We start from the raw sequence: 24,158 nt of genomic DNA, 5'->3' as shown, positions 1-24,158 counted from the left end.
TCAATCAATGGAATATGTCATTGAAATGCTCAATATCCGCAAGGCGTTTCCAGGTATCGTCGCCAATGACAATATCAATCTTCAGGTCAAAAAAGGCGAAATACACGCGTTGCTCGGTGAAAACGGAGCGGGGAAATCAACATTGATGAATGTCCTTTTCGGGCTGTATCAGCCGGAGCGGGGTGAAATTCGGGTGCGCGGCGAGAAGGTGCACATCAACAGCCCGAACAAAGCGAATGACCTTGGAATTGGAATGGTGCACCAGCACTTTATGCTTGTTGACACCTTTACAGTTGCTGAAAATATTATTCTCGGGAAGGAGCCAAAGAAGTTTGGCAGAATTGACCGGAAGCGTGCTGGCCAAGAGGTGCAGGACATTTCCGATCGATACGGCCTGCAGATCCATCCTGAAGCAAAAGCAGCTGACATATCAGTCGGTATGCAGCAGCGCGCAGAAATATTAAAAACCCTCTACCGCGGTGCCGACATTCTGATTTTTGATGAACCGACGGCTGTTTTGACGCCTCATGAAATTAAGGAACTGATGCAAATTATGAAGAACCTGGTCAAAGAAGGGAAGTCCATCATCTTAATCACCCATAAGCTGAAAGAGATTATGGAGATTTGTGACCGCGTTACGGTTATCCGTAAAGGAAAAGGCATCAAAACCCTTGATGTCCGTGATACAAACCAAGACGAACTCGCCAGTCTAATGGTCGGCCGTGAGGTATCGTTCAAAACCGAAAAGAGAGCTGCTCAGCCGGGAGCGGAAGTGCTTGCGATTGACGGCATAACTGTAAAGGATACCCGCGGAATAGAGACAGTCAGAGATTTGTCTCTTTCAGTCAAAGCGGGAGAAATAGTCGGCATAGCAGGCGTCGACGGAAACGGGCAATCTGAGCTGATCGAAGCGGTGACAGGACTCCGCAAAACAGATTCAGGAACAATCACCTTAAACGGAAAACAGATCCAAAACCTGACGCCAAGAAAAATCACTGAATCCGGGATCGGCCATATCCCTCAGGATCGCCATAAACACGGTCTCGTCCTTGATTTTCCAATCGGAGAGAATATCCTGCTGCAAAGCTATTACAAAAAGCCGTATTCAGCATTGGGCGTTTTACATAAAGGCGAAATGTACAAAAAAGCACGCAGCCTGATCACTGAGTACGATGTCAGAACGCCGGATGAATATACACACGCTCGGGCATTGTCAGGCGGAAACCAGCAAAAAGCGATTATCGGGCGGGAAATAGACCGAAATCCTGATTTATTAATTGCCGCCCAGCCGACTCGCGGCCTTGATGTCGGAGCGATTGAATTTGTCCATAAAAAGCTCATTGAGCAGCGTGATGCCGGGAAAGCCGTTCTTCTCCTCTCGTTTGAGCTTGAAGAAATTATGAATCTCAGTGACAGAATCGCCGTTATTTTTGAAGGACGCATTATCGCCAGCGTTAATCCGCAGGAAACCACTGAACAGGAGCTTGGTCTCTTGATGGCAGGAAGCACGCAAAAGGAAGCGGGGAAAGCAAATGGTTAAACGACTCTCTCATTTACTCGTGCCGCTCATCGCAATCATCCTTGGTCTTGCGGCCGGCGCGTTGATTATGCTTGTGAGCGGCTACAGTGTGGCCAGCGGATATTCGGCTTTGTGGAATGGGATATTCGGTGAAATCTATTATGTCGGAGAAACCATCCGGCAAATTACGCCTTATATTTTATCCGGATTGGCTGTCGCGTTTGCATTCCGAACCGGACTCTTTAATATCGGCGTCGAGGGCCAGCTGCTCGTCGGCTGGACAGCAGCGGTTTGGGTCGGTACGGCGTTTGACGGACCGGCATATATTCACTTGCCGCTCGCATTGATTACAGCAGCAGCTGCAGGAGGATTATGGGGGTTTATTCCCGGCATTTTGAAAGCGCGATTTTTCGTTCATGAAGTCATTGTCACCATTATGATGAATTATATCGCGCTGCACATGACCAATTACATCATTTCAAACGTCTTGACAGATCATCAGGACAAGACGGGGAAAATTCACGAATCCGCCTCCCTCCGCTCTCCTTTTCTTGAACAGCTCACCGATTACTCACGGCTGCATTTGGGAATCATCGTTGCCCTTCTCGCAGCAGTTATCATGTGGTTTATCATCAACAAAACTACAAAAGGATTTGAGCTCCGGGCGGTCGGATTTAACCAGCACGCTTCCCAGTATGCCGGCATGAGCGTGCGGAAGAATATCATGACCTCCATGCTTATCTCCGGCGCTTTTGCAGGCCTTGCCGGAGCCATGGAGGGCCTAGGAACATTCGAATACGCAGCAGTGAAAGGCGCATTTACCGGCGTAGGCTTTGACGGTATCGCTGTCGCTCTTCTTGGGGGAAACACAGCCGTCGGCGTTGTACTGGCAGCATGCCTGCTTGGCGGGCTGAAAATCGGCGCATTAAATATGCCGATTGAATCAGGCGTTCCATCAGAGGTCGTTGATATTGTGATTGCCATTATTATTCTGTTTGTGGCTTCAAGCTATGCGATTCGTTTCGTCATGGGCAAATTGAAGAAAAAGGGGGGGAACTAAGTGGACATTGTGCAGATTTTATCTATCATTGTCCCTGCCACACTCGTCTATGCGGCCCCGCTTATTTTAACTGCTCTCGGCGGCGTGTTTTCCGAGAGATCAGGTGTTGTGAATATCGGCCTAGAAGGCCTCATGATTATCGGGGCGTTCACCAGCGTGTTATTTAATTTATTTTTTGGTCCGGAATTAGGTGCCGCCGCACCTTGGCTTTCGCTCCTTGCCGCCATGGCAGCAGGCGCCCTGTTTTCACTGATTCACGCGGCAGCGGCGATTTCGTTTCGCGCCGACCAGACAGTCAGCGGTGTCGCCATTAACATGCTGGCGCTTGGGGCAACTTTATTTATCGTCAAACTGATCTACGGCAAAGCGCAGACAGACAAAATTCCAGAGCCTTTTTATAAGACGAAAATCCCCGGTTTGGGCGATATTCCCGTCTTGGGAAAGATCTTCTTTTCGGATGTCTATTATACGTCTATTCTTGCAATAGCACTTGCCTTTATTTCCTGGTTTATCTTGTTCAAAACGCCGTTCGGCCTTCGTATCCGTTCTGTCGGCGAGCATCCGATGGCGGCCGATACGATGGGAATCAACGTATATAAAATGCGCTACATCGGCGTGATGATCAGCGGATTGTTCGGCGGTCTCGGCGGCGGCGTATATGCCTCTACAATTGCGCTTGATTTCACGCACTCTACCATCTCCGGGCAAGGCTTTATCGCCCTGGCAGCGCTTGTATTCGGAAAATGGCATCCGATCGGAGCACTGGGGGCCGCCTTGTTTTTCGGATTCGCCCAAAGCTTAAGCATCATTGGATCGCTGCTCCCTCTTTTTAAAGACATACCAAATGTGTATATGCTGATGGCTCCTTATGTCTTAACGATTCTCGCTTTAACCGGCTTTATCGGGCGGGCAGATGCGCCAAAAGCCAATGGCGTGCCCTATATTAAAGGAAAAAGATAAAACATTTTCCCCTGGGAAGACGATTCTCAGGGATTTTTTTCTAATCCAAAAGACCCCCTTAATTTAATTGTTTATTAGTTTTTTAACTTAAAAAAATATGAAGTGTTAACGCTTTCTTGTAGACTGTAACAAACAATACATGGGGGTGTATGACATGGGAGCAATTCCAAAAACGGGGACAATTTCACCTGAGCAAAAAGACTCACAGGGGAAAAACCTGTTTCAAAAAATCTGGTCTTGGGAAATCGGTGTGATTCCTCTGCCATTATACACAGTATTAGCAGTTATTATTATTCTTGCAGCCTATTACAATGAGCTGCCGGCAAATATGCTTGGCGGGTTTGCCATCATTATGATTCTTGGTGTGTTTCTCGGAGACATAGGCCAACGCATACCGATATTGAAGGATATTGGCGGCCCTGCTATTTTATCTTTGTTTGTTCCTTCATTTTTAGTCTTTTACAATGTACTGAATTCAACATCTTTAGACGCTGTAACCAACTTGATGAAAACGTCTAACTTCCTTTATTTCTATATCGCTTGCCTTGTTGTGGGAAGTATCCTCGGTATGAACAGAATTGTTTTAATACAGGGGTTTATCAGAATGTTCGTTCCACTGGTTGCAGGAACGATCGCGGCCGTTGCAGCCGGCATCCTTGTCGGATTTATTTTTGGCTATAGTGCCTATGATTCCTTTTTCTTTGTTGTTGTCCCGATTATTGCCGGGGGAATAGGTGAAGGAATTTTGCCGCTTTCAATCGCCTATTCACAAATACTGGGCTCATCGGCTGATGTATTTGTGTCTCAGCTGGTTCCAGCCGCAATTATAGGAAACGTTTTTGCTATCATATGTGCAGCCTTAATGAAAAAGCTTGGCGATAAGCGTCCAGATCTAAATGGCTACGGACGTCTCGTAAAATCTAAAAAAGCAAATGAGATTTTCAATCAAAAAGAAGCCGAAGCAAAAATTGATTTCAAATTAATGGGAGCAGGAGTTCTGCTCGCGTGTACATTCTTTATTTTTGGCGGGTTATTGGAGAAATTCATCTTCATCCCGGGCGCGATCTTAATGATTATTTCAGCTGCGGCTGTCAAGTATGCGAATATTCTTCCGAAAAAAATGGAAGAAGGCGCTTACCAGCTTTATAAGTTTATTTCTTCAAGCTTTACATGGCCGCTGATGGTCGGTCTCGGCATCCTCTTTATTCCGTTGGATGACGTAGCGTCTGTGATTTCTATTCCGTTTGTCATCATCTGTATTTCAGTTGTTATCGCGATGATTGGTTCTGGATATTTCGTAGGCAAGCTGATGAACATGTATCCGGTTGAATCCGCAATCGTTACCTGCTGCCACAGCGGCCTCGGCGGAACGGGTGATGTTGCCATTTTATCGGCATCAGGAAGAATGGGCCTTATGCCGTTTGCCCAAATTTCAACCCGTCTCGGCGGTGCAGGCACAGTTATTTGCGCGACAGTGCTGCTTCGTTTTTTCACTTCATAAACAGAAAGAGTTCCGTTTTATGCGGAACTCTTTTTTTATTTATTCACAATCCGAATATACTCTCGGGGACCAAACGGCAGATCCTTTGATTCCGTCTCACTCATTCTGGCTGACAGGTGGTGTTCCAGTAAATACAGCTCCCACTCATCACCAGCCGCCACACCGCTGCGCCCGTCATATTGATTCAACATGAATGCCCCTGCAAATACTGAGCAGAATAAACCTGAGCACATCACGACTTTTCTTTTCACATGACCAGCTCCTTTCCTTCAGCTTGATCAGGATTGATTTTAAATATACAAATAACCTCTTTTTTGTCAGACTTATTTTGAGGTCAAAAGAACTCATAAAAACCCATTACAGCAGTTCGAAGCGTGGCAGCTTGCAGAAAAGTGCGATATAATTTGGACTAGGTCGTTTGACCGTATATTTCATACATAGCGCATTTTTCAATTGAGAACGAGAAAAGGAGGTCTTATCTTTGCAGCTCTTACATCTTGCTATTTTATCGCCTTTTTTATTTGCTTTTATCATTCCCTTCTTGGCAAAATACGCAAAAAGAGTGCATACGGGCTGGTTTGTGTTGATCTTGCCCGTCTTGCTGTTTATATACTTTCTCCCAATGATCAGGATGACACAATCTGGAGAAACACTTCGATCGGTATTAGAGTGGATTCCGTCACTCGGCATTAACTTTACCGTTTATATAGACGGCCTCGGGTTATTATTCGCCTTACTGATCACAGGCATTGGCTCTTTGGTCACTCTTTACAGCATTTTTTATTTATCGAAAGAAAAAGAACAGCTTGGGCCCTTTTATGTCTACTTATTGATGTTCATGGGCGCCATGCTCGGCGTCGTTCTAGTAGACAATGTCATGGTTCTCTACATGTTCTGGGAGCTTACAAGCCTTTCATCCTTTTTGCTGATCGGCTATTGGTATAAGCGGGAAAAGTCGCGCTATGGCGCAGCCAAATCACTTTTGATTACGGTCAGCGGCGGGCTGTGCATGCTCGGCGGATTTATTCTCCTTTATTTAATAACGGATTCCTTCAGTATTAGAGAGATGGTTCATCAGGTTCAATTAATTGCCGGCCACGAATTGTTTATCCCGGCTATGATTCTCATTTTATTAGGGGCTTTTACGAAATCAGCGCAATTTCCTTTTTACATCTGGCTCCCTGACGCGATGGAAGCTCCGACGCCTGTCAGCGCTTATCTCCATTCAGCTACTATGGTAAAAGCCGGCATTTATGTGATTGCGAGATTCAGTCCTATTTTCGCCTTTTCAGCTCAGTGGTTTTGGATCGTGTCCCTCGTTGGCCTTTTTACGATGGTTTGGGGTTCATTCCATGCCGTGAAACAAACTGATTTAAAATCGATTTTGGCGTTTTCAACCGTCAGCCAGCTCGGCATGATCATCTCCATGCTTGGAGTCAGTGCTGCGGCCCTTCATTACGGACATACAGAATATTATACAGTTGCCGCTATGGCTGCCATTTTCCATTTGATCAACCACGCAACCTTTAAAGGAAGCTTGTTTATGGCAGTCGGGATTATCGATCACGAAACAGGCACACGGGATATCCGGAAGCTAGGCGGCCTGATGGCGATTATGCCGATTACATTTACCATTTCCTTAATCGGGACATTTTCAATGGCCGGCTTACCGCCGTTTAACGGATTTTTGAGTAAAGAAATGTTTTTCACAAGCATGCTTCGCGTGACACATTTTGACCTGTTCAACGTGCAGACATGGGGCGTTCTGTTCCCTCTTTTCGCCTGGATCGGAAGTGTATTTACGTTTATCTACAGCATGAAATTGCTGTTTAAAACATTCAGAGGAAATTACCAGCCTGAGCAGCTTGAAAAACCGGCTCACGAGGCGCCTGTCGGCATGCTCGTACCACCGGTCATTCTTGTCGCTTTGGCTGTCAGTCTCTTCTTTTTCCCGAATATATTGTCGTACAGCCTGATAGAGCCTGCGATGAACTCAATCTATCCGACACTGCTTGCCGGCCATGAGAAATTCCACGTTCACATTTCACAGTGGCATGGGGTTACAACGGAATTGCTCATGACTGCGGGTATTGTTGTGATCGGAACAATTGGTTATTTGTCGCTGAATAAGTGGAAAGGAATCTATAAACTGTTTCCTTCGAAACTCACACTCAACCGGTTATACGATAAGCTTTTGACTCTGATGGAGAAAGGCTCTTACCGGGTCACAAAACAATATATGACCGGGTTTTTAAGAGATTATTTGCTGTATATCTTCGCTGGTTTCATCATTCTGATAGGCGGAGCTTTTGCCATTAAAGGCGGATTTTCATTTAAAACGGAAGGCATGGCTAAAATCGGTGTATACGAAATCATTTTGACGCTTGTCATGATCAGCGCCACAGTGGCGACTGTTTTTGCTAGGTCAAGACTGACGGCGATCATTGCACTCGGTGTTGTCGGTTATACGCTTGCATTGTTTTTTGTCATTTTCAGAGCGCCGGACTTGGCATTGACTCAGCTCGTCATTGAAACGATTTCTGTGGCACTGTTTCTGCTTTGCTTCTACCATTTGCCGAAACTGAGGCTGAAAACAAAAACGAGAACGTTCCGGATGACGAATTTTATCATTTCTTTAGGCGTCGGTATTATTGTTACTCTGCTTGGCATCGCATCCTCAAGCCAGCGGACAAAAGACAGCATTGCGTCCTTCTTTGTCAAACACAGCCACGATCTCGGCGGAGGGGATAATGTCGTCAATGTCATTCTTGTTGATTTCAGGGGATTTGATACAATGTTTGAAATTACGGTATTAACAATAGCCGCTCTCGGCATTTACAGCATGATTAAAACAAAAGTAAAAGAGGAGGGGAAAAGCGGTGAATGAACAAAAAACAAATGACTTGATTCTTCAAACCGCGACAAAGCTTGTATCCTTTATCATTTTGCTTTTCTCTTTCTATTTATTTTTATCAGGGCATAACGCGCCCGGAGGAGGCTTTGTCGGCGGACTGATCACGTCCTCTTCCATCGTTCTCTTGCTCTTGGCATATGATTTAAAAACCGTGCGTTCCCTTTTGCCGGTCAATTTCATTTATGTCGCGGGAGCCGGCCTTCTGCTCGCTGTATTAACAGGCGTTGGCTCCTTTGTCTTCGGGGCTCCTTTTTTAACCCACACATTCGGATACTTTCAGCTGCCGATCCTTGGGAAAACGGAGCTCGCCACAGCGACGATATTTGATTTAGGCGTTTATCTTGTTGTCGTAGGCATAACGATGACCATTATTCAAACGATTGGAGAGGAAGAATAATGGAAATCTTAATGGCTGTATTAGCCGGTATTATTTTTATGGCTGCTACGTATTTGCTGCTGTCTAAAAGCCTGCTTCGTGTCATTATCGGAACAGCACTGTTAAGCCATGGCGTTCATTTAATGCTTTTGACTATGGGAGGATTAAAGAAAGGCGCCGCTCCGATTTTGAGCGAGCATGCCAAATCATTTGTCGATCCGCTTCCGCAAGCCCTGATTTTGACCGCAATTGTCATTTCTTTTGGCGTTACGTCATTCATCCTCGTCATGGCCTTTCGCGCTTATCAGGAATTGAAATCGGACGATATGGATCAAATGAGGGGAAATGATCAACATGAATAATTTTGTTATTTTGCCAATCCTGATCCCGCTTTTGTCGGCTATTCTTCTGATTTTCATGACGAAGAATCTTATGCTCATGAGAATCTTCAGCACGGCGGCATCGGCCATCGGGATTGTGATTAGCGGCATACTTGTACAGACTGTCTTCACAAAAGGCATCCAGACACTCAGCCTAGGCGGATGGAAAGCGCCGTACGGCATTGTGCTTGCCGCAGACCAATTCGCCAGCCTGCTCGTTCTCACAACAGCGGTCATCGGTTTATTGGTTGGGCTTTATTCCTTCCGTTCTGTCGGTGAAAAACGGGAGCGCTCCTTTTACTACTCCGGCGTTCAGTTCTTGCTTGCCGGCGTCAGCGGAGCGTTTTTAACAGGCGATTTATTTAATATGTACGTATTTTTTGAGCTTCTGCTTATTGCTTCCTATATGCTGATTGTATTAGGCGGCACAAAAATTCAGCTGCGGGAATCCCTTAAATATATTGTGTTTAATATCGTATCGTCTGCCCTGTTTGTCATAGGGGTCGGCTTTTTATACGCTGTAACCGGCACGTTAAACATGGCGGATCTTAGCGTGAAAATCAGCGAAACAGGACAAACCGGGCTGATCACTGTGATTGGTGTCCTGCTGCTTTTGGTATTTGGCATGAAGGGCGGAATCTTCCCCCTCTACTTTTGGCTTCCAGGCTCTTATTACGCGCCACCGGCAGCAATCTCCGCGTTGTTCGGCGCTTTGCTGACAAAAGTCGGGTTATATGCGATTGCGAGGGTTTTCACATTGATTTTTATTCACGATACAGCCTTTACCCATCAGCTGATGATTTGGCTGGCGGCGCTGACTGTGATTTTTGGTGTGATCGGTTCACTCGCTTATTCGAATGTCATGAAAATTGTGATCTATAACATTATTACCGCTGTCGGCGTGATTTTGTTCGGTGTGGCAGTACACACCCCCGCATCCATTCAGGGCGCGATCTACTATCTGATTCACGATATGCTGATTAAAGGCGCTTTGTTCATGCTGGCAGGTACGCTGATCGCATTGACTGGAACCGCGAGCCTGCATAAAATGGGCGGGCTGATCAAACGCTATCCTGTTCTTGGATGGATGTTTTTCATTTCCGCTATTTCTCTTGCAGGCATTCCGCCACTAAGCGGATTTGTCGGCAAATTTAAAATTGCAGAGGGCGGCTTCGCAGAAGGTGAATTTACGATATCCATGCTGATTCTGCTTTCGAGTTTGCTCGTACTGTACTCTGTGCTGAGGATCTTTATACATGCGTTTTGGGGCGAAGAAAAAGAAACGCCAAAACCAAATCATCGAACAGCTAAAGGACTTCTTTATCCGGCAGCTATTTTTCTCTTGCTGTCTCTTCTCTTCGGGTTGGGTACAGAATGGGTGTCGCCTTACGTTGATCAAGCGGCCGAGACGCTGCTGAATCCGGAAAAATATATCGAAGCTGTTCTGAAGGAGTAGATCGCATGGCATTTCAAATTTTATTAAATGTGTTTCTCGCTTTTTGCTGGATGTTCTTAAGCAACAGTCCAAGCGCCGCAGGATTCATTACAGGCTATATTCTGGGAATGCTCTCTCTCTTTTTCTTCCGGCGCTTTTTCACTCGCCAGTTTTATCTATGGAAATTGATTTCTATCATCAAGCTCTGTTTCATTTTTATAAAGGAACTGTACCTTGCCAATGTCAGTGTGATGAAATCAGTCTTATCTCCTAAACTGAATATCAGACCGGGTATTTTTGCTTTTAAAACTGAACTGACGAAGGACTGGGAAATCACCCTGCTTTCTCTGCTCATTACATTAACGCCGGGAACCTTGGTGATGGATATTTCAGATGACAGAACAATACTTTATATTCATGCAATGGATATCGAGGATGCGGAAAAAGCGATTTTTGACATTCGGGAGTCATTTGAAAAAGCCATACAGGAGGTGAGCCGGTGATGTTTACGCTGATCCTGCAAATCGCGCTCGGCATTATGGCAGTGTCTACCTTTTTGTATGTCATTCGTGTCATTAAAGGGCCGACTGTGCCTGACCGGGTGGTGGCTCTGGATGCAATCGGCATCAATCTGATCGCAATCACGGCGCTTGTCTCCATTTTGCTGAAAACAAGTGCGTTTTTGGATATTATTTTGCTGCTGGGGATTTTATCGTTTATCGGAACGATCGCATTTTCCAAGTTCCTGGAGAAAGGAGAGATTATCGAAAATGATCGAAATCGCTAAGGTTGTTGTGGCTGTATTCATTTTGCTGGGTGCTCTTATATGCCTCATTGCGTCATTTGGCGTCCTTCGCCTTCCCGATGTGTTTACACGCGCTCATGCTGCTTCTAAAGGCTCAACATTAGGTGTCAATATGATTCTGCTCGGTGTCTTCTTCTATTTGTGGTTTGTGACGGGGGAGCTCTCCGCTAAAATCCTGCTTGGGATTCTCTTTATCTTTATTACGTCGCCTATCGGCGGGCACTTGATCTGCCGTGCTGCGTATAACTCCGGCGTCAAGCTTGATGAGAGAAGCATACAGGATGACTATAACGGAATCAGAAACTTTGTGATTAAACGAAAAGAGGATTCTTATTTATAAAAATAAGCAGCCGGACAGGCAGAGTTCCGGCTGTTTTTTTATTTCTTGATGACAGCCAGCGTGCATCTGGATATACAGATCAGCCTCTCTTGCTCGTCATATATGTGAATATGATAGACAATCGTCGTTCTGCCGATATGAACGGGCTCGGCTACCGCCTTTACCGTTCCTTCCTTTACAGATTTTAAATGGTTGGCGTTAATCTCCAAACCGACACAAGCCTGTGTTGAATGATCAATCAAGTTCTGTGCACCTGCGCTCGCCGCTGTTTCCGCCAGGGCCACTGAAGCGCCCCCATGCAAATATCCGAACGGCTGAACCGTCCGATGATCCACCGGCATGACCGCAACGCATCGTTCCGCTGTGTTTTCAACAATCTCTATACCAAGCGCTTCAAGCAATGTGTGTTTTGTATCCATCATCTACACCCCCAACATTTAAAGTACACCGTCTGATTTCGCAATCAAAACCGCTTCCGTCCGTGAACCGACATTCAGCTTATTGAAAATCGATGTCAAGCTGTATTCAATGGACCGCTTGCTTAAATGAAGGGCATCTGCGATTTCTTGGTTTGTAAATCCCTTTTCAACTTCTTGAAGAATCAGGCATTCTCTAGGTGTGAGCACATCTTGTTCTTTTTGAGAGGAAGGAGCCGGCTTTGTTTTTTGCTGAGTCATCAGCTGTTTAAAGTAAGCAAAATCGACTAAAATTTCTCCGTTGAGTACGTGGTATATGTATTGGGTGATCTTTTCTTTAGATTCCGTTTTGCTGATGGCACCGTGCAGACCCGCACGAATCGCTTCCTCGAAATAATCCTCGACCTCATAACCGGTATACACGATAATTTTACAATGAGGATTCTCTTGTAAAATCTGTTTAGAAAGCTCCATCCCATTGACCTCGCCGCCTAAATTCAGATCCATTAAAATGAGATCATATGACGAGAAATCATGCTGCTTGATAAACTGTTCGCTCGGTTCAGGACTGAGACAATCAACAGACAAATTCGAATCCGTTTCCAAAATTGTCTTGGTGCCTTCCATGACAGCCGGATGGTCATCAATCACTAGTATCTTTTTCATGTTTTCCTCCCTTTTACTCACTCTTTTCCATTTTATAAAAAAGACTTGGCCTGTGCCAAGTCGTTTCCGTTATAAATCCATTACAATTCGATTTCAATATCAGCCTTAAAGCCCTTTCCTTCACTTGTTTCAATCCGAAGGCGCCCATCTAAAGCCCTGACTCTCTCCTTAATGCCAGAAAGCCCCATGCTCATGGAATGCTCAGTATTCTTTTCCTGATCAAACCCAACGCCATCGTCCTCATAATGAAGAACGATTTTGTTTTGAATACTAATGAGCATAATCAGCACATCCGTCGCCTGAGAGTGCTTAACCGCATTAGACAGAAACTCTTGAATGATCCGGTATAAATTCAGCTGCGAATCCAGATCAAGGGAAGCCGTAAATCTGCCGGTATTTAAACGGATATGAAACGGAACCCGCTCCTGCTGCTGCGCCACCAGCTTCGACAACGCCTTCACCAATCCAAGATCATACAGAAGCTGCGGCCGCAGCTCATGACACGTCTCCCTCGTCATCGAAATCACATCAGACATCTGCTCATTCATCTGTACAAGCTTGTCCTGCACCTCTTCACGGCACGGATTATCATCCTTCTTGAAATCACCCAAAAACAGCTCACACTGGCGTTTTAAGGAAATCAAATCCTGAAGAACCGAATCGTGGAGATCGCGGGCGAGATCCGAGCGTTGTTTTTCCTCGATCGTGTACATGAGTTTTTTGAGCCATACGGGGTTGGATTCTTGTTGTTTTATTTCTTCTAAATGACTCATTAGTTCTTCGATTTTCATGACGTTTTCGATCGATACGTTTGTATAAAAAGCCAAAGTTTTCAGCCAAGAAAGTTCTTCGAGTGTGAGACGAGGCGTATTCATTTTAGATAAACAAAGGATCACAAATGATTTACCACCGCGTTCACCTATCTTCATGACAAAACCTTTATTAAATTCAACGATTTTCCCTATCTCGGATGTTACTTTTCTAAATTCTTTTTCATAGACTTTTTCAAATGAATTTACGTTCTCAGCATCATATAGTTTAATATTTCCGTCAGCTGAAACTTCATATACATGTGCTCGGCTAACAAGAGAAACCTCAAGTATAGTATTTTTCAGTTCTTCAAATACTTGAGACAGGGAAGTAGAGTCTCTTATCATCTGCGTGAATTTATATATACTGTCTTGATAATTGAATTTTTCCGAGACCCTTTTTAATCTAAATCTGAAATCAAGTACTTCTTTATAATAAAAGACCGCCAACATGATAATATAAATTAAAAAGGTTAGTTTAACACTATAAAAATCACTATCAGGACTACTAATCAATTCAATTGTAGAGATTAGAATAATTGTTGGCGTTAGAGCTAAAAAGCCATAGTACCTTAATCTGCTTAAAATAAAATCTACATTATAGATTTTATTTGTCATGAATTGAAATACTAAGGAGAAAGGTATTAGCATCATAAATGAAGCTGCTAAAAAGGATGAAACATAGTGCGCATTTAAAAAGACATACGGTATCAAATATAAACACAAAAAAGGTGAGAAAGAAAAGATATTAATAATAGTGAGAACCTTAATAATATGCGCTTGTTCAGTATCTTTATTTTTAATTAAAATGATACAGAAATATATCCCTACTATGATAAATAAAAAGAAAAAGGATAGTAAACTTAATTTAGGCACATAATCACGAAAGAAAAGGTGTGAACGGAACATTTCACACACTACATTTATGATCGGTACCAAATATAAAATGAAAACTTTTTTATCAAATAAGGTAGTGCCTAACTCTCTAAAATAATGATAAAGAAAGAGAAGGTAGTTTAGCGGTACAGATATTAATGTTACCACCATAATACATCTGCATAGTATATCGCCTTTAACAGAAACTCCTGCACTTATATAAGCAATAGAAGCGGATAACAGAAATATAATTAAAACTAAAGCAGATGGTAAATCCTTTGATTCATTTATTTTTATTATAAATAGGCAACAAAATAAACAAACAATATAAAACATTAACGGTATTAAGTAAGTAGAAAAATTTTTATCATTAAATAAAGTCAGCTTTAGCTCAACATCCTTGCCATTTCTCTCAACAACCATTGAGCTCACATTTTTAAGCTTATTCATTTTTATTTCTTTAGTGTTTATCTTTTGATTATTAATACGCTTTACGATATCCCCTTTTTCTATTCCACTGTATGATGCCATTGAATATTCATCTACATTGGTAATTACAACGTCTCCGTTCTTCCCTTTCGAAACAGTTGCTCCAACTAACAAATTATTATTGCTTATATAGGTCAAATAAATAACATATAACAGACTTATTACAACTAACAATACAGAAATTTTATTGGTTCTAGACTTCATTTAACCCTCAATAGTGCCAATCCATCATTGAATAAATTTCTAACCCTTTAAAACCATTTATGATACATTCAGATTGATCTTTATCAACACCCAATAAACAAGCATTCCCTTCCATTACTTCCCTTAAAACATTTGGGTATTTAATTAAGTATCCTACCATTTCTTGCATAATAAATCCCCTCCTTATTTAATCATAACAGACAATAATTTTTCAGTTTTATCTTCTTCTAGTTTTAATTGTGACATTTCATTCTTTATTTTTTGGAGAGATAAATGTTTCATCACCAGTAAATATTGTATAACGCCTGCTTCTGTCAATTTTCGCTTCAAAGCCTTAGTATTAATAGAAACAAATTCCTCTGGTTTTTGATATAAACTTAGTAGCTCCGCTGAAGCATCGTTAAATTGTTTCTTTAAGTATAAGTATGCCAATGTATTTTTTTTCTGAACAAAATCGTTATTTAAGTAAAACAAACCTTTATAATCATTATCGATCTGTGAAATAATCCCAAGTTCATAAGAATATGAAGCTACAATGGGATGGTATTTGCCTGTTGCCAGCATTACTCCCATTACACAGGACAATGCCGTTAGCGCTCCTGATTTATTTTTGATCATTTCAAGACAGGCTTCTTCCGTTTGCGGCGCATTCACAATATCATCATGCTGGCCTTGAATTGATTGTAACGCAAAATTCAATATCTCTTGTGAAAATTCTGGTTCATGACTAGCTTGACACATCACTTGTATACTTAGGGTGTAAAGAGCTGTAACTGCATTTAAAGCGATTGACGAGTCAATCTTCATCCAGACAGCACTTCCATTATCTTGATCCTCTAAGTCATCATAAATATCGAATGAGAGTATAAGCAATTCAATTCCGGCAGCTAGCAATTCGATTGCTTTTTGGTCCTGACCGTTAAAAGCTAAATAATGATGAAGAGCCAAATCGGCAAACTCAAACGTATCCTTAGACTCAATAAAATTCTGAAGATATCGTTCCAAGTCCTGATTCATTATTTTTTGGCTTACAATCTCCTTCATTTTCTCCTTGATCCGGACAGAATCTAAACATATCTGCTCAATAACGACTTCCCCCCTCCCATTCCATTTTACTAAATGGGACATTTAAAGGACAGCAGGTTTTTCGTTTTTTAACAATCATATAATACTTTATCCATTTATTGTATCGGTAGAACGAAAAAAAAGACTTGTTTCCAAGTCTTTTTCACGAAATTTTCATTGCATAATTGTATTTATCGAGTTGATCAATGCTTTTGTTAATGTTTCGTAATGAATCTGTCGTTTCTTTAATATCAAGTTCGAGTCGGAATAACAATTGTTTTACTTCTTCAAGTTTCTTTTCCATCGTTTCCACACTCCTTTTTTTGAAAGATCAATGAATTGTGTATGGTGAACGAGTCCTAGGTATTTGATCTGTTACTAATAGTGTATCTGCTTTTGGCTCATTTTTCACCGAAAAGTATGCAAAAAGATCCTGCGTGACACCGCAAATATCAATAGGCCCTTATACTCAAAGAGATCACAACAAGAACGGGACTATTTTTCTATGTGCAGAAGCGTATTTTTCTGCTCAAATTGAGAAAGATTCTTAACTCCCTTGATTTTAACGTGTTTCGCATTTTTACTAAGTAAGACTATAGTCCTTCATACCGTATTTTCAAAATTGAATATGCGATTCTTGGCGTTTCCTGACCGACAAACACCGAAAAAGACCGCAACGCTAAAGTTGTGGCCTTTTCGCTTTGTCATATTCGGCAATTAGGGATCTATACATATAGAAACATCCTTTTTTTTGTGAGGTGCTCCCATGAGATATCGTTATCCCTGGTTTTACGTGTATCCGTATGAGGTACGCCGTCCGCCCGCTCCTGCCAACAATATTGATACCTTTATCCGTTCAGCGAAGCAGGCCGCAGGGATATTTGCGGATGCCCAGCTCGTTCTCGGCCGCATTGCGGGCTCGCGGGAGCTCTCGCGCCGCATTCTGACCGCAGCCGAGCAGTCCGATAAACAAACCATTAAGCGCCTGATCAAACAAATGGGCGTCCGGCATGAAGTGGATACGGTCTTTAATCCCGACGGCATCTATATCAGCCTTATCGGAACGCAAAGCCGAATGATTCTTGCTTTGCGGTGGTCAGAGGACCGCAATCATTTTGCGTCCATAAGATTATGACACCATTCCAGAGCCTCTAAATAACATTCATACGCTTCTTCTTTGTCGAGTTGATGGCCTAATTCCGAGCAAGTGTCCCAGTTGTTGCTTTCAATTAATTTCACAAGCTCAAGCATTTGGTAGTAGTCGTTTTGATGGCCTAATAATGCTTGCCCGACTTCATCTTTTAAAGGCAATTCTTGAACAATTTCCTCTATTTCTCTATGCAGGAGGGTGTCTATGAGAGAAAACATTCCGATCAGCATATAAGAAGCAGGCTGCGGACGGGATGTCTTTCTCGCCAGCAGTTCGCAAAGCTTTGCTCTTATCAAAGAAATCTTAATGATTTCGTGCTTGCTGGAATGCCCTTTCCTGCTTAAATCCTTAAAGGAAAGAATATATATCCACCGTTTGATTTCATTAAATCCCAGCAGCATAATGGCCTGTTGAATGCTTTCAATTTTCTGGCTCAAACGGCTATGGGATGAGTTTAAAAATTTTAAAATCTGATAGGACAGTGATAAATCCCGCTCTATGTACTCTGTCACACGCTTTATGTTAGGCTGCTCTTTGCTCAGTTCGTTAAGCAGTTCATAGTAAGAATAGAAATGAGTCGATAGGTCATGCCCGCTGATGATGCGCGGCTCGCTGAAAAAGTAGCCTTGGAATAATTGAAAGCCGTCTTGGACCGCCTGTTTATATTCTTTTCGGGTCTCTACTTTTTCCGCTAAAAAAATCAGGCCGCGGCAGCCGTAGGTTTGCAAAATTGTTCTGCGTTCCATTCGTGTTGTTTTGAGAAAATCAATTTTCAATATATCAATATAGCTCATGAGTTTTTCCAGTAAGTCCTCATCTTGCGGGTTTATTGCATAAAAATCATCAAGCGCCAGCATATACCCCATTTTTTTCAATTCTTTGCATCTAGAAATGAGGGCCGGCGTGATCGGTATATCTTCAAGGATTTCAATGACAAGCTGTTTCGGATTGAAGGAGGTGGGAAGATTCGAAAACATCAGGCTTTCCGTAAAATTAACAAAACAGCGTTTCCCTTCCGTCAGCTTCTCAATTCCGATGTTTAAAAAGCTGTTGATCACCAAATCTGTTGTTGCCTGATCGCCGTCTTTAGCGCTATATACGTTCTCTTCGCTTTCTCTATACAGCAGTTCATAAGCAACAACCTGTTCTTTTCTATTAAAAATAGGCTGTCTTGCAACAAACACCCTCATTGATTTATCCCCCTTACAATACGCGCGGCTTTCATCCCTAAGTATATCAAATAATTTGACGAAAATTGTCTAAACATGAAAAATAATATATACATAAAGAAAACTGGCCCTTCGCGAACGAAAGGCCAGTTTTTCTTTATTCTTCCTCAAGCTCTTCTTCAATTCTGCTTTTCACTTCGTGGATCCGCTGCATTTTATTGCTCCAGCAGTCCTCGCTTAAATCAACCGGGTATTCCTCCGGCTTGCTGATTCTCTTATATTCCTCCCAAAGCAGGCTGAGGTTATCCTGCACATACTGCTGTATGTCTGAAATCTCAGGGTTTTGGTAGCAAAGAATACCCTTCTCAAAAATCAGCTCATGAAGATCCTTCGCATAAAAATTCGTGACAAATTTGCTGATGAATGTATGAACCGGGTGGAACATTCTGAGCCGCTTCTGATCATTCACCTGCTCATCATAAAGCGCAATATAGTCGCCTTCAGAATGATGGTTGGACTGATTAATAATGCGGTAGACTTTCTTTCTGCCCGGTGTCGTCACTTTTTCAGGATTGGACGAAATTTTGATCGTGTCAACCATTTTCCCGTCCTCTTCAATGGCAACGAGTTTATAAACTGCGCCGAGAGCCGGCTGGTCATAGGCAGTGATCAGCTTCGTACCGACACCCCAGACATCAATGCGCGCTCCCTGAGCCTTTAAATTCATAATGGTGTGCTCATCCAAATCGCTTGAAGCAATCACCTTCGCATCTGTAAATCCTGCTTCATCAAGCATTTTCCGGGCTTTTTTTGACAGGTACGCCAAATCGCCGCTGTCCAGACGGATGCCAATGAAATTAATGCGGTCGCCGAATTCCTTGGCAACCCTAATCGCGTTCGGCATGCCTGAACGAAGCGTGTCATACGTGTCAACTAAGAAAACGCAATCCTTATGTGTTTCCGCGTATTTTTTGAAAGCTGTATATTCATCGCGGTAAGCCTGCACAAGCGCATGCGCATGTGTGCCGGAAACCGGGATATTAAAGCGCTTTCCGGCTCTTACATTGCTTGTCGCGCTAAAGCCGCCGATTAAGGCTGCTCTCGCTCCCCACATGGCCGCATCCATTTCGTGTGCCCGTCTTGTTCCGAATTCAAGCGCAACTTCATCACCAATGACGCCTTTAATCCGGGCAGCCTTTGTTGCGATTAATGTTTGATAGTTCACAATGTTGAGCAAAGCTGTTTCAATCAGCTGCGCTTCTACCAGGGGTGCCTCCACCCTCATAATCGGCTCATTGTTAAAAACGAGCTCTCCTTCTTTCATGGAGTAAAGTGAACCTGTAAAAGATAAGCCGCGCAAATATTCAATAAAATCTTCATGATACCCGAGTTCATCCTGTAAATAACTCAAATCGCTATCCGTAAACTTGAAATTTTCCAAGTATTCAATGGCTTTTTCCAAGCCCGCAAATACGGCATAGCCATTTTCAAACGGAAGCCTTCTGAAAAACAGCTCAAAAATCGCTTTCTTTTCATGAATGCCGTCTCTCCAGTACGTTTCCGCCATATTGATCTGATAAAGGTCTGTATGTAATGACAGGCTGTCATCTTTAAATCCGTACTCTAACACTGTTTTTCCCCTTCCTTACTCTGCCACTTGCGCTCCGATGCTGTTTGCAAAATGGGAAAGAGCCCATGCGTGCCCCTCCTGATTAAAGCTGGCAACAGCTTGTTTATGCACAACAATCCGAAAACCTTTGTTATATGCGTCAACAGCTGTATGCAACACACAAATATCTGTGCAGACACCGGCAAGGTGCAGTTCGCCAATCTGCCGCTCTCTGAGTTTGAGCTCTAAATCAGTTCCCGCAAAAGCAGAATATCTCGTTTTTTCCATGTAGTAAACATTAGGTTCATGTTCATGTTTCTGATATAGAGGCAAAAGCTTTCCGTACAGATCTTTTCCTTCCGTGCCTTTTATATTATGCGGAGGAAAAAGACGGGTTTCAGGGTGATATTGATCCCCTTCATCATGAGAATCTACTGCTAATACGACGTAATCACCGTTTGTGATGAATTCTTCAGTTAAATTGACGATCGCCTCTTCAATCATTCTGCCGGGCTCCCCGCAGGTCAATTTTCCGTCACTCGCCACAAAATCATTCGTATAATCAATACAAATAAGTGCTTTTTTCATAGCCGGCCTCCCCGCCATCAGTATGAGAACATTATATCTTATCTCCAGTTGTAAGTGAATTGCCATGAACAAAAAGACAAACGGTCCGTTTGTCTCTTAAGATTTCAGCACTGACCGATTATAAATGTCGTCCTGAATATATATCAATTCACGATTCACAGCGATGTCAGCCGCAATAACGAGGCCTAAAGGCGTATGAAACTGAAGATCAGATACAATCTTGAAGGGCACTCCGTACCGGTTCGCCATTTGGATATAAGGAGAGTAAGACTGATACTGAAGCTCTCCATTAACCAAAAGGGTGACGTTATGGCTGTTTTTCAGCTCGTGCTCCGCCTCTTTATACGGTTTACTTCTAAGCACCTGTCCTTTCGTCAGTGCCAAAACGACTCTTTCTCTTAAAGAGCCTAAAAACAAATGGCGCTCGTCAGGCTTTGTCTCCAAAGGCCCATACATTCCTTGCTGCAAATAGAGATCCATTTTATCTTCACTCAAAAGCCTGTCCTCCCGTCTTGTTTGTCTTCATTATCACCTGATCAGGCAGGAGCTAAACTTTCAAGCGCCGCTTACATTTCTGTTACCCAATGAATGATTTTTTTGGCCAGCTCACCAGCAGGGGTTTCCTCTGTATGCCGGCGCAACGACGCTTCCAGCCGTTCAGGCAGAGTTGCTTTATCTTCTTCATAGGAAATGATCGTGCTCCACTCCAGCTGCGGTACCGCTACAAGCGTGCGCAGTTCTTTTCTGTTTTCATGCAGATACACGTCCGTGATCATTCCGGTTTGCGTATTGATATTTGCTTTTCTGATTTTCATAACATGACCTCTCTATTCAAAGACTACCCATATTATACAATAAAAAAGCAACAGCCTCTTGTGAAAAGGCTGTTACCCGTTAAACGAAACTGTTTCATCAGTGATATCGGCATCTTTGAAAAGAGTTTTACTCGTTTGGTTGTTAATCTTCACAAAATCACCAAGCTGAAAAGCGCCTGACCCCGCCCCTGAATGAGCGACGCTTTTGGGCGAAATCGCAAATACGTCTCCAAAGCTTGCCGCGGCATTACCCGTAACTGACATGATATAAATCGGCCCCACAATTGCAGGCATTTCCCCACCTCCGCATTGATTTACAGCATCATATGCAAAGAGCCGCTAATGGTGCCCGCCTATTCAGCTGGCTTTGCGTTTTCCTCGAGTCGTGACCGCTGGCGCAGCTTGATCAAGCGGACAATATTCAGGAAGAACGCCTTCACTACCGCATAAACCGGCACCGCTAAAATCATGCCGAGAATTCCGCCGAAGCTTCCCGCTCCGATTAATAGCAAAATAATCGTAAGCGGATGGGTATTCAGCCGCTTTCCGATCACAAGAGGAGACAGCAGGTTTCCGTCCAGCTGCTGAACGATGACGACCACAATAATCGCAAACAGCGCTTTGGCCGGCGAGTCCATAAAACCGACAATGACAGCCGGCGCGGCACCGAGAAAAGGCCCGACATAGGGAATGATATTGGTAATCGCCATGACAATCCCAAGAATCAGGGCATACGGCAGTCCGGCAATTAAATAGCCGATAAAACACGCTGTTCCGACAAAAAGACAGATTAACAGCTGCCCCTGGAAATATGCCGCAAGCGTATCGGATAAATCTTTAAAAATCTTTAAGCCTTCTGTCCGATAAGAAGCCGGTAGAATTTTTACTGCCAAATGCGGAAAGCGGTGTCCGTCTTTCAGCATGTAAAAAAGGATAAATGGAACAGTAATAATAACAAGCGTGATGTTTGTCACGACGCCAAACACCGCAGATAAACTGGACGTGATATTTTGCGGCAGGTTTTGGAGAAAACTTGTCAATGACTGTTCAATTTTTGATATCGATACATAATCCTGGTTCATCATCCAGGTAAACCATTGAGAATGGGACAAATCCTTTGTCAGCGCCTGAATCTGTTTTATATAATCAGGAAGGTTGTTAAACAGCCCTGTCACCTGTGAGGTGATGATAGGTCCGACTGACGCTGAAATAAAGGCAAGCAAACCGATAAACAGTAAATAGATCAATAGAATGGATAATGTCCGCGGAATTTTTTTCTCAAGCAGGCGGACCACCGGATTAAATATGAAATACAAAATTCCCGCAATCAGCATCGGGAAAAACAATGTCGAGATAAAAACAATAAACGGCTGAAATACAAATGAAACTTTTGTTGCTACAAAAATAATCAGCAAAACAAATAAAATCTGCAATGTCCAAAAATGGACTTTTGATTTCAACAAGCTTTGTTCCTCCTAGTTTTTCTTTGTCTGTCAGATAAAAGAACTTATACCCCATCATTGTAACAAAAATGAACTCATATCAGAACTCTTAATATAATGAAAGGAGTGTTGGTGATGAAGGCCGTGACATACGATACAAATTCAGAACTAGCTTATATCTATGTTCTTCCTCCGAAAAAGAACAGGAATGTACGGACTGAGGAGCTCAGAGTCAATGATTGTCTCCTGCTGGATATCAGTCAAGACGGCAAAATCGCCGGATTCGAATGTTTTGGTGAGGCAGCACACCTCTGTGCCCCATTTGCCGGGAAATCCCGGCTATATGTAAAAGATTCAGACGGTTATCATTTTCGGGTCTGCCAGCATGCTTCAGTCCGTTCCTGCTATACGGTGTACGGTGTCACTTTCTGTTTTTCAGATGGTGACTATCAGGAATTTGCCGGCTTTGACCTTGATGGAACAATGTATCATAGTGCGTTTTTACAGCGCTTAACTGAAAAATAGGACGTCCCGGTGTACGCCTATTTTTCATGCGCAAGCACTGTTAGACCCGCTCACTGTAATCTGGGGTGACGGAAATCATGTGCTGGATTCTGATCAAACAAACAGAATTTCGGGCTCCTTCAATTGTGATATGGTCAGGTTTTACATCGATCAGTCTGCCTCTGACCGTATCTCGTACTGTCTGTATAACGAACCTTGAGCCGATGAGCTTTTTAATGGTCTGATAGACATAAGGATCGACTAAAGAGACCAGTTGCGGACTACCTTGGTTGACCATACTTTTATCCCCTTTGTGTGTTTTATCTCAGCTTATGCCGCGCTTATGGATAATGACACAGGCTTACCTGATAAAACAAAGGGGTGCGGAGATTTTAGGAGAATACGTTTGGAAGCGGGTGTAAAGGAAGTATCGATGAAGCGGAGACAGCGAAGAAAGCTGGGCGCTGTTCCGTACTTATACAGGCTTTATCACGGATGTCTGGGCTTGATCGATTAATTGGTCCAGCTTTTCTATTTTTTTTCGTGCGGTTGAAGGATCAATTTGGCGGTAATGATGGTGGCCGCCCGGCTCTTCATCCAGTTCGTCCGCTTTTTTGACAATCTGCTGCAGCGTGTTTTTATCTAATTCGCCTTCAGGCAAATAGGAATCTGTATGAAGCAAAATGGCTAGTGCAATCTCTTTTGCCGCTTTCGGTTCCTCGCCAAGCCGAATCAGAAGCTTATGCGCGCGTTCCGCCCCTTTAATGGCATGAATGTCATTTCTTTTGTATTTCTCATAATCCCACTTTCCGTCTGTATACCATTCATAATGGCCGATGTCATGAAGCAGTGCCGCTTTTGCTGCTAAATCAGGATTAATGTCAGCCTTCACAGACAGCCTGTATGCATGATAAGCGCAGGCAATCGCATGTGCCACGCCGGAACGCTGAAGATATTTTTGTGCAATTGGATGGGTGAAAACATCCATTAATGTAACCTTTCTCATGGAAACCCCTCCTTTAGATATTTTTAGAATCCTAACATAATTTGCAGAGAAACTCAATTC

Annotated in this window: 29 protein-coding genes and 1 pseudogene; 14 read left to right on the top strand and 16 right to left on the bottom strand. The window is 43.1% G+C overall.

The annotated features are described in order from the left end of the window. Positions 1 to 7 precede the first annotated feature (7 nt). The 4 genes from nupO to maeN all read left to right on the top strand — a co-directional run bounded on the left by nupO (position 8) and on the right by maeN (position 5,040). Positions 8 to 1,540, top strand: a complete 1,533-nt coding sequence (nupO, locus tag NYE22_RS05210) for a guanosine ABC transporter ATP-binding protein NupO (RefSeq protein WP_003228830.1) — start codon at positions 8 to 10, stop codon at positions 1,538 to 1,540. Further along, complete coding sequence (nupP, locus tag NYE22_RS05205; RefSeq protein WP_321541242.1) at positions 1,533 to 2,579, top strand: guanosine ABC transporter permease NupP; 1,047 nt, start codon at positions 1,533 to 1,535, stop codon at positions 2,577 to 2,579. The genes nupO and nupP overlap by 8 nt, the downstream gene beginning before the upstream one ends. Continuing rightward, positions 2,580 to 3,539 carry a guanosine ABC transporter permease NupQ gene (gene nupQ, locus NYE22_RS05200; protein ID WP_014480697.1) on the top strand — a complete coding sequence of 320 codons (960 nt, stop codon included), beginning with the start codon at positions 2,580 to 2,582 and terminating at the stop codon, positions 3,537 to 3,539. A gap of 154 nt (positions 3,540 to 3,693) precedes the next feature. Then, positions 3,694 to 5,040 carry a sodium/malate symporter MaeN gene (gene maeN / locus NYE22_RS05195; protein WP_342412364.1) on the top strand — a complete coding sequence of 449 codons (1,347 nt, stop codon included), beginning with the start codon at positions 3,694 to 3,696 and terminating at the stop codon, positions 5,038 to 5,040. Between the two features lie 35 nt (positions 5,041 to 5,075). Here the strand turns inward: maeN and NYE22_RS05190 are convergent, their stop codons facing one another. Continuing rightward, on the bottom strand, positions 5,076 to 5,291 hold the full coding sequence (locus NYE22_RS05190) for a hypothetical protein (protein WP_041052857.1): 216 nt from the start codon (positions 5,289 to 5,291) through the stop codon (positions 5,076 to 5,078). A 230-nt stretch (positions 5,292 to 5,521) separates the two neighbouring features. Between NYE22_RS05190 and NYE22_RS05185 the strand changes: the two genes are divergently transcribed. Genes NYE22_RS05185 through mnhG form a run of 7 tightly spaced genes read left to right on the top strand, consistent with a single transcriptional unit; the run spans position 5,522 to position 11,290 of the window. Continuing rightward, positions 5,522 to 7,927 (top strand): Na+/H+ antiporter subunit A, encoded by a 2,406-nt coding sequence (locus tag NYE22_RS05185; protein ID WP_017695526.1) that lies wholly within the window; start codon positions 5,522 to 5,524, stop codon positions 7,925 to 7,927. Beyond that, positions 7,920 to 8,351 (top strand): Na(+)/H(+) antiporter subunit B, encoded by a 432-nt coding sequence (locus NYE22_RS05180; RefSeq protein ID WP_003228819.1) that lies wholly within the window; start codon positions 7,920 to 7,922, stop codon positions 8,349 to 8,351. Before NYE22_RS05185 ends, NYE22_RS05180 begins: the two co-directional genes overlap by 8 nt. After that, positions 8,351 to 8,692, top strand: a complete 342-nt coding sequence (locus tag NYE22_RS05175) for a Na(+)/H(+) antiporter subunit C (protein WP_003220730.1) — start codon at positions 8,351 to 8,353, stop codon at positions 8,690 to 8,692. Before NYE22_RS05180 ends, NYE22_RS05175 begins: the two co-directional genes overlap by 1 nt. Further along, positions 8,685 to 10,166: a Na+/H+ antiporter subunit D gene (locus NYE22_RS05170; protein ID WP_043940184.1), complete on the top strand. Its 1,482-nt coding sequence runs from the start codon at positions 8,685 to 8,687 to the stop codon at positions 10,164 to 10,166. Before NYE22_RS05175 ends, NYE22_RS05170 begins: the two co-directional genes overlap by 8 nt. A gap of 5 nt (positions 10,167 to 10,171) precedes the next feature. After that, on the top strand, positions 10,172 to 10,648 hold the full coding sequence (locus tag NYE22_RS05165; protein ID WP_003228815.1) for a Na+/H+ antiporter subunit E: 477 nt from the start codon (positions 10,172 to 10,174) through the stop codon (positions 10,646 to 10,648). Then, positions 10,648 to 10,932: a Na(+)/H(+) antiporter subunit F1 gene (locus NYE22_RS05160; RefSeq protein ID WP_003228814.1), complete on the top strand. Its 285-nt coding sequence runs from the start codon at positions 10,648 to 10,650 to the stop codon at positions 10,930 to 10,932. The genes NYE22_RS05165 and NYE22_RS05160 overlap by 1 nt, the downstream gene beginning before the upstream one ends. Then, positions 10,916 to 11,290, top strand: a complete 375-nt coding sequence (mnhG, locus tag NYE22_RS05155) for a monovalent cation/H(+) antiporter subunit G (RefSeq protein WP_161986412.1) — start codon at positions 10,916 to 10,918, stop codon at positions 11,288 to 11,290. Before NYE22_RS05160 ends, mnhG begins: the two co-directional genes overlap by 17 nt. Before the next feature lie 38 nt (positions 11,291 to 11,328). Here mnhG and NYE22_RS05150 read toward each other — a convergent pair whose 3' ends face one another. The 6 genes from NYE22_RS05150 to degQ form a co-directional block, all read right to left on the bottom strand. Then, the gene (locus tag NYE22_RS05150) at positions 11,329 to 11,709 is read right to left on the bottom strand and encodes a hotdog fold thioesterase (protein WP_014477831.1); all 381 of its coding nucleotides are present in this window, start codon (positions 11,707 to 11,709) and stop codon (positions 11,329 to 11,331) included. A gap of 18 nt (positions 11,710 to 11,727) precedes the next feature. Further along, positions 11,728 to 12,372, bottom strand: a complete 645-nt coding sequence (gene comA, locus NYE22_RS05145; protein WP_003220716.1) for a two-component system response regulator ComA — start codon at positions 12,370 to 12,372, stop codon at positions 11,728 to 11,730. A gap of 80 nt (positions 12,373 to 12,452) precedes the next feature. Next, positions 12,453 to 14,750 carry a histidine kinase gene (locus NYE22_RS05140; protein ID WP_033884760.1) on the bottom strand — a complete coding sequence of 766 codons (2,298 nt, stop codon included), beginning with the start codon at positions 14,748 to 14,750 and terminating at the stop codon, positions 12,453 to 12,455. Between the two features lie 7 nt (positions 14,751 to 14,757). After that, positions 14,758 to 14,919, bottom strand: coding sequence for a competence pheromone ComX (comX, locus tag NYE22_RS05135; RefSeq protein ID WP_003241045.1), 162 nt, complete (start codon positions 14,917 to 14,919; stop codon positions 14,758 to 14,760). A 14-nt stretch (positions 14,920 to 14,933) separates the two neighbouring features. Continuing rightward, complete coding sequence (locus NYE22_RS05130; RefSeq protein WP_342412363.1) at positions 14,934 to 15,794, bottom strand: polyprenyl synthetase family protein; 861 nt, start codon at positions 15,792 to 15,794, stop codon at positions 14,934 to 14,936. A 184-nt stretch (positions 15,795 to 15,978) separates the two neighbouring features. Then, positions 15,979 to 16,119, bottom strand: coding sequence for a degradation enzyme regulation protein DegQ (gene degQ, locus NYE22_RS05125; protein ID WP_003220708.1), 141 nt, complete (start codon positions 16,117 to 16,119; stop codon positions 15,979 to 15,981). Positions 16,120 to 16,340: 221 nt separating this feature from the next. Between degQ and NYE22_RS05120 the strand changes: the two are divergent. Continuing rightward, a pseudogene (locus NYE22_RS05120) lies at positions 16,341 to 16,403 on the top strand (hypothetical protein); the annotation flags it as partial. 178 nt (positions 16,404 to 16,581) lie between these two features. Next, positions 16,582 to 16,950, top strand: coding sequence for a hypothetical protein (locus NYE22_RS05115; protein WP_017695529.1), 369 nt, complete (start codon positions 16,582 to 16,584; stop codon positions 16,948 to 16,950). Here NYE22_RS05115 and pdeH read toward each other — a convergent pair. The 7 genes from pdeH to NYE22_RS05080 all read right to left on the bottom strand — a co-directional run bounded on the left by pdeH (position 16,926) and on the right by NYE22_RS05080 (position 22,609). Next, positions 16,926 to 18,155 carry a cyclic di-GMP phosphodiesterase gene (gene pdeH / locus NYE22_RS05110; RefSeq protein ID WP_161986411.1) on the bottom strand — a complete coding sequence of 410 codons (1,230 nt, stop codon included), beginning with the start codon at positions 18,153 to 18,155 and terminating at the stop codon, positions 16,926 to 16,928. The genes NYE22_RS05115 and pdeH overlap by 25 nt on opposite strands. 136 nt (positions 18,156 to 18,291) lie before the next feature. Further along, entirely contained in the window at positions 18,292 to 19,764 is a 1,473-nt protein-coding gene (locus NYE22_RS05105) for a nicotinate phosphoribosyltransferase (RefSeq protein ID WP_003228788.1), read from the bottom strand. Between the two features lie 15 nt (positions 19,765 to 19,779). Next, on the bottom strand, positions 19,780 to 20,331 hold the full coding sequence (locus NYE22_RS05100; protein ID WP_014477836.1) for an isochorismatase family cysteine hydrolase: 552 nt from the start codon (positions 20,329 to 20,331) through the stop codon (positions 19,780 to 19,782). A 96-nt stretch (positions 20,332 to 20,427) separates the two neighbouring features. Next, a complete protein-coding gene (locus NYE22_RS05095; RefSeq protein ID WP_014480710.1) occupies positions 20,428 to 20,826 on the bottom strand; it encodes a YueI family protein in 399 nt (132 codons plus the stop codon). Positions 20,827 to 20,897: 71 nt separating this feature from the next. Further along, positions 20,898 to 21,146 carry a YueH family protein gene (locus NYE22_RS05090; protein ID WP_003228783.1) on the bottom strand — a complete coding sequence of 83 codons (249 nt, stop codon included), beginning with the start codon at positions 21,144 to 21,146 and terminating at the stop codon, positions 20,898 to 20,900. Positions 21,147 to 21,218: 72 nt separating this feature from the next. Further along, a complete protein-coding gene (locus NYE22_RS05085; protein ID WP_015384524.1) occupies positions 21,219 to 21,440 on the bottom strand; it encodes a spore germination protein in 222 nt (73 codons plus the stop codon). 59 nt (positions 21,441 to 21,499) lie between these two features. After that, on the bottom strand, positions 21,500 to 22,609 hold the full coding sequence (locus tag NYE22_RS05080; protein ID WP_014480712.1) for an AI-2E family transporter: 1,110 nt from the start codon (positions 22,607 to 22,609) through the stop codon (positions 21,500 to 21,502). A 114-nt stretch (positions 22,610 to 22,723) separates the two neighbouring features. Between NYE22_RS05080 and NYE22_RS05075 the strand changes: the two genes are divergently transcribed. Beyond that, on the top strand, positions 22,724 to 23,113 hold the full coding sequence (locus NYE22_RS05075) for a DUF2283 domain-containing protein (RefSeq protein WP_015714629.1): 390 nt from the start codon (positions 22,724 to 22,726) through the stop codon (positions 23,111 to 23,113). Between the two features lie 40 nt (positions 23,114 to 23,153). Here the strand turns inward: NYE22_RS05075 and NYE22_RS05070 are convergent, their stop codons facing one another. Together NYE22_RS05070 and NYE22_RS05065 are read right to left on the bottom strand one after the other, a co-directional pair. After that, complete coding sequence (locus NYE22_RS05070; protein WP_003220677.1) at positions 23,154 to 23,390, bottom strand: YuzF family protein; 237 nt, start codon at positions 23,388 to 23,390, stop codon at positions 23,154 to 23,156. A gap of 177 nt (positions 23,391 to 23,567) precedes the next feature. After that, positions 23,568 to 24,098: an HD domain-containing protein gene (locus tag NYE22_RS05065; protein WP_021480502.1), complete on the bottom strand. Its 531-nt coding sequence runs from the start codon at positions 24,096 to 24,098 to the stop codon at positions 23,568 to 23,570. Positions 24,099 to 24,158: the final 60 nt, after the last annotated feature.

Origin of the sequence: Bacillus sp. FSL K6-1560 (assembly GCF_038592935.1) — a bacterium.
Lineage (GTDB): Bacteria > Bacillota > Bacilli > Bacillales > Bacillaceae > Bacillus > Bacillus subtilis.
Note: the sequence above shows the minus strand (reverse complement) of the source record. Positions and strands in the feature narration are given on the sequence as shown.

Coding starts and splice junctions, on each gene's coding strand:
- nupP (WP_321541242.1), top strand. CDS start 1,533: ATGGTTAAACGACTCTCTCATTTACTCGTGCCGCTCATCGCAATCATC.
- comA (WP_003220716.1), bottom strand. CDS start 12,372: ATGAAAAAGATACTAGTGATTGATGACCATCCGGCTGTCATGGAAGGC.
- NYE22_RS05170 (WP_043940184.1), top strand. CDS start 8,685: ATGAATAATTTTGTTATTTTGCCAATCCTGATCCCGCTTTTGTCGGCT.
- mnhG (WP_161986412.1), top strand. CDS start 10,916: ATGATCGAAATCGCTAAGGTTGTTGTGGCTGTATTCATTTTGCTGGGT.
- NYE22_RS05085 (WP_015384524.1), bottom strand. CDS start 21,440: ATGCCTGCAATTGTGGGGCCGATTTATATCATGTCAGTTACGGGTAAT.
- nupO (WP_003228830.1), top strand. CDS start 8: ATGGAATATGTCATTGAAATGCTCAATATCCGCAAGGCGTTTCCAGGT.
- NYE22_RS05175 (WP_003220730.1), top strand. CDS start 8,351: ATGGAAATCTTAATGGCTGTATTAGCCGGTATTATTTTTATGGCTGCT.
- pdeH (WP_161986411.1), bottom strand. CDS start 18,155: ATGAGGGTGTTTGTTGCAAGACAGCCTATTTTTAATAGAAAAGAACAG.
- NYE22_RS05100 (WP_014477836.1), bottom strand. CDS start 20,331: ATGAAAAAAGCACTTATTTGTATTGATTATACGAATGATTTTGTGGCG.
- NYE22_RS05150 (WP_014477831.1), bottom strand. CDS start 11,709: ATGGATACAAAACACACATTGCTTGAAGCGCTTGGTATAGAGATTGTT.
- NYE22_RS05065 (WP_021480502.1), bottom strand. CDS start 24,098: ATGAGAAAGGTTACATTAATGGATGTTTTCACCCATCCAATTGCACAA.
- degQ (WP_003220708.1), bottom strand. CDS start 16,119: ATGGAAAAGAAACTTGAAGAAGTAAAACAATTGTTATTCCGACTCGAA.
- NYE22_RS05090 (WP_003228783.1), bottom strand. CDS start 21,146: ATGAAAATCAGAAAAGCAAATATCAATACGCAAACCGGAATGATCACG.
- maeN (WP_342412364.1), top strand. CDS start 3,694: ATGGGAGCAATTCCAAAAACGGGGACAATTTCACCTGAGCAAAAAGAC.
- NYE22_RS05075 (WP_015714629.1), top strand. CDS start 22,724: ATGAAGGCCGTGACATACGATACAAATTCAGAACTAGCTTATATCTAT.
- NYE22_RS05130 (WP_342412363.1), bottom strand. CDS start 15,794: ATGAAGGAGATTGTAAGCCAAAAAATAATGAATCAGGACTTGGAACGA.
- NYE22_RS05160 (WP_003228814.1), top strand. CDS start 10,648: ATGTTTACGCTGATCCTGCAAATCGCGCTCGGCATTATGGCAGTGTCT.
- comX (WP_003241045.1), bottom strand. CDS start 14,919: ATGCAAGAAATGGTAGGATACTTAATTAAATACCCAAATGTTTTAAGG.
- NYE22_RS05070 (WP_003220677.1), bottom strand. CDS start 23,390: ATGGTCAACCAAGGTAGTCCGCAACTGGTCTCTTTAGTCGATCCTTAT.
- NYE22_RS05115 (WP_017695529.1), top strand. CDS start 16,582: ATGAGATATCGTTATCCCTGGTTTTACGTGTATCCGTATGAGGTACGC.
- NYE22_RS05140 (WP_033884760.1), bottom strand. CDS start 14,750: ATGAAGTCTAGAACCAATAAAATTTCTGTATTGTTAGTTGTAATAAGT.
- NYE22_RS05165 (WP_003228815.1), top strand. CDS start 10,172: ATGGCATTTCAAATTTTATTAAATGTGTTTCTCGCTTTTTGCTGGATG.